Origin of the sequence: Citrobacter sp. Ce119 (assembly GCF_030334525.1) — a bacterium.
Classification (GTDB): domain Bacteria; phylum Pseudomonadota; class Gammaproteobacteria; order Enterobacterales; family Enterobacteriaceae; genus Citrobacter; species Citrobacter europaeus.
Map to the genome: position 1 here is coordinate 1 of NZ_JAOWDR010000052.1, position 3,411 is coordinate 3,411.

The 3,411-nt window shown below is 48.2% G+C and carries 1 protein-coding gene and 1 pseudogene; both read left to right on the plus strand.

All coding sequences use genetic code 11. The features are described 5' to 3' along the window. Positions 1–2,666: T6SS effector BTH_I2691 family protein (locus OGV80_RS14130; protein WP_286515174.1), on the plus strand; the 2,666-nt coding region annotated here is incomplete at its 5' end. Positions 2,667–2,742: 76 nt separating this feature from the next. Continuing rightward, positions 2,743–3,411, plus strand: a pseudogene (locus OGV80_RS14135) (putative type VI secretion system effector); the annotation flags it as partial.

Genomic DNA, 3,411 nt, shown 5'->3' on the forward strand with positions numbered 1-3,411 from the left:
CATTACTGCCCGTACGTTATGCGGTGGTTCCTGAATATATTCAGGAAGCGCTGCCGGCGTGGGCAAAACCAGGAGCGTCGTCTTATCCGGCAGAAAGTGAAAATTATCACTATGCGCTGCGTGCGATGCGCAGGGGCTATATCTATATCTACTATCCATACCTGACGGACTGGGAAGCATGGTCGGTGTGTGATGACGGCAGTTTATGGAAGCAACTGTCGGCGAAAAATGTTCTGGAGAAATCAGAGCCTGACTGTAGGCAGGGAACCTACAGTAACGGCGGAAAGGATTTTCTGACACTGCCATATGAAGTGCTGGAGAATGATATCTGGATAGCATTCACACAGTGTCGCTGGACGGAAAAAACGATGGAGCGTTACGCGGGCGATGACGGGCAACGGCAGAGCAGAATGCAGCGCCTGAGTGCATCAAACTGGACGTCACCACAGACTTCAGAGCAAACGACAGAAGCCACGACAGGCAATCTTGCAGGGGTTCTGGATTACATCGCGCCGCAGGGAAACCAGCTGAGTCCGGCAATGCTGTTACCGTATGGCACCCAGACTAAAATCCGCGTCAGCCAGTGTGCGAGTGAACGCTATGCAATAGTCAAAGAGCCAGCGCCGCAGGAGACATTGTATCCGTGGAAGAGCGGAGTGGCCGGAAACACAATCCGGCAGATGAAGGAACGGGGAGTGAAGGCAGATGGTTCCCCTGTCACGCCGTTGCTGATGGCGCTGCATGATGCAACAGGGATAACGCATGAGCTGACGGGATGGACGAATGATGTCCTGGCGATGGCGAAGATATTTGGTGAAGAACGCGCCCTGGAGTTCTGCACCCAGAGTCTGATTAACGGTGTTGAGAATATTATAAAAAAGAGTGCTGAGCAGAATGTGGAACAGCAGCTCGCGACAATGGGTGGCTCACTTTCAACATCTCGTGATATGGATTACGCATATGGAATGTATGTCTGGAACGAGGGGCGGAAAGGCAATACGAATATTATAAGCCGGGAAGAATTCGAGCGTCAGGCGAAGAAAAGACAGGAGCAGAGCCTGAAAAGTTCGCGGGTGGCAAATAGCCTGCGCAGATATAAAAGAAAGATAAAGCAAGAGCGTCTGGATTCGTTTATTAAATGTGGTGAGGACCTGACGCACAAAATCGATAAACAACTCGAAGTAATAATTGGTTTCCGCTGCCAATGGCTTAAATTTTCAGGTTTTATTCGTACACTGCAGGACTTTTATTCTGACCTTCCACAGGATAATTTGCATTTTCGTGAGATAGCAGCTTTTGCAATGTCTGGGTTAGGTGCGGCGAAATCTGGTGTGAGTTTACTGGATGACTGGATAAAAGATTATTCTACTACTGATGAAAACAACCTCGTCTGGCGTACTCATTTTTATAATGCACCTGAATTAATGACTGTTGCCGAGTCTTTGCTTGCCAGTGTGCGCAAAGGGGTGAGTCAGCCGATTACAGAACAAAGTTTGTTGGCATTTTTTGAGTCAAAATCCGGCGACCTGGTTAAATTATTCGAAGGGTTTAGTAAAGCAACAGCTGCGCTGGATGAGCCACCTGGAAATGATGCAGTCTGGTCAAAGCGGGTGCTGTATCAAGTTGATCAACATATGGCAACCCTGGGTTCCCGTTTATTCTCCGTTTCGGGTGTGGGACCGAAACTGGACACTATAAACGATCTTGTTGTTAAAACACTCTGTTCTCTTTCGGCAGGTAAAACAGTAGCGGAGATAAAGTCATTTTCGAGTAAATATTTTGGCTGGGCGACCGAGCGTAGTTACTATATAAACGAAATGCTCTTTATTAATCCTCAGAAAGACAGAGTGTCAGGGCGTTTAAAAGTTGCTCAGGTGCGGTTTTCCGATCTGGAAAAGGCGACTGCGGACTTCAGTATCACGGGAGCGAAAAAAAATGCTTATCGTGCGACAAGTATCAATTTTCTGGTGCTTTTTTTTAATATGACGGAGCTATATAACCAGGTAGATCATTTTAAACGTGATGACTTTTCCAGTTATGCCAAACTGGTCGCTGCGGGATTTGCCACCACGGGAGGCGCGATTGATATTGTCAGTAAAATGATGGATGTCATAAAAAAGGATGATAAATCATTTCCGAAACTGAAATGGGTAGGTGCCAGTTGTGCGATGCTCAATGCTATTGCATCGTTGGGGGCTGATTTTTCAGACATCTATCTTTTGCAGGATGAAAATTCAGTAAATAAACGCTGGTCATATGGAATGTTATATTTTGGGAAAATACTGAATGATATAACAACCATTATTTCAGTCAGCGGCAAAGTCTTGCCTGCTTTAATGTCAAAATTTGGCTGGAGTACGGCTGTCGGTAGTATGGAGGTGTGGCTGGGGCGTGCAGCGATACCTACGGTGTATGCGCTGGGAATTGAGTGGATTGGTGCCCTCTCGTCCTGGCAGTTCGCTTTGCTTCTGGTGGTCGCAGAGTATGCCCTGAAAGAGTACTTTTTTGAAGATGAAATTCAAATCTGGTTGCAGAACACGCTGTTTGGTGAAAAATTTTCGATAGATATTGATAGCTGTTCTGAAGAAAAAAAAGCAGAACTTATAGTGAAATGCGGAAAATCACTGACGGAATGTTTACGTAAAATAGAATCTTCCAGCAAATAAGAGTGAATTGTATTTTCCAATAAAGCTATTCAAGAAATATCAACGTGGTCGTATTCACATATTGTAAGAATAAATTATGAAAAAAGAACTGAAATTCTCGGACGGGTTGCGAAGAAGCCTCGAAGGCAGCAATAAAAAATATCCGCTTCATAACTACCTGCAGCAAAAAAGTGAGCTGGCGCGAACGCAGGAAATTCTGCGCAATATTGAGGCCAGAAATGAAAAAGGAAAATGGCTGGCACATTTTCGCCTGAAAGAGAAAGAACTGCTGGACGCGCTGAAAAACGCCCCGCCGGACCCGGTGCTGCCGCCTCCGGCACCGCTGATTAAGGTTCGGGGCGTCATTGAAAAACTGACGCAGCGGCGGGTGGTGCAGCATTTCGACGTTCTGTCCTATCCGGAAGGAAGCGCCTACTACGCCCGGTATAAAAAGAAGATGGCGGCATCGGCGGTGGTCTGGGCGGCCAGCGGCTCGGGAGGGACGGCCTCAGCCCTGCTGCAGGACTATGACAGGCCGTTGTGCGGGGCCTGGTATCTGACCGGGCGCATTAACGGCAGGCGTTTTTCCGGCTGGCTGGGATGTCACTGGTGCTATGAAGGGGAGGAGGTGGAGCTGCTGGCGGCCCCGGTCGGCGAGGAGTATCTGGTGTATGCCATCCACAAGCCGGAGGAGCAGTCCCTGTGCATGACGCCGGGGTGTTACCGGGGAAAGAACCAGGCGCGCCGGGCGGCAGTGCGTATCCCG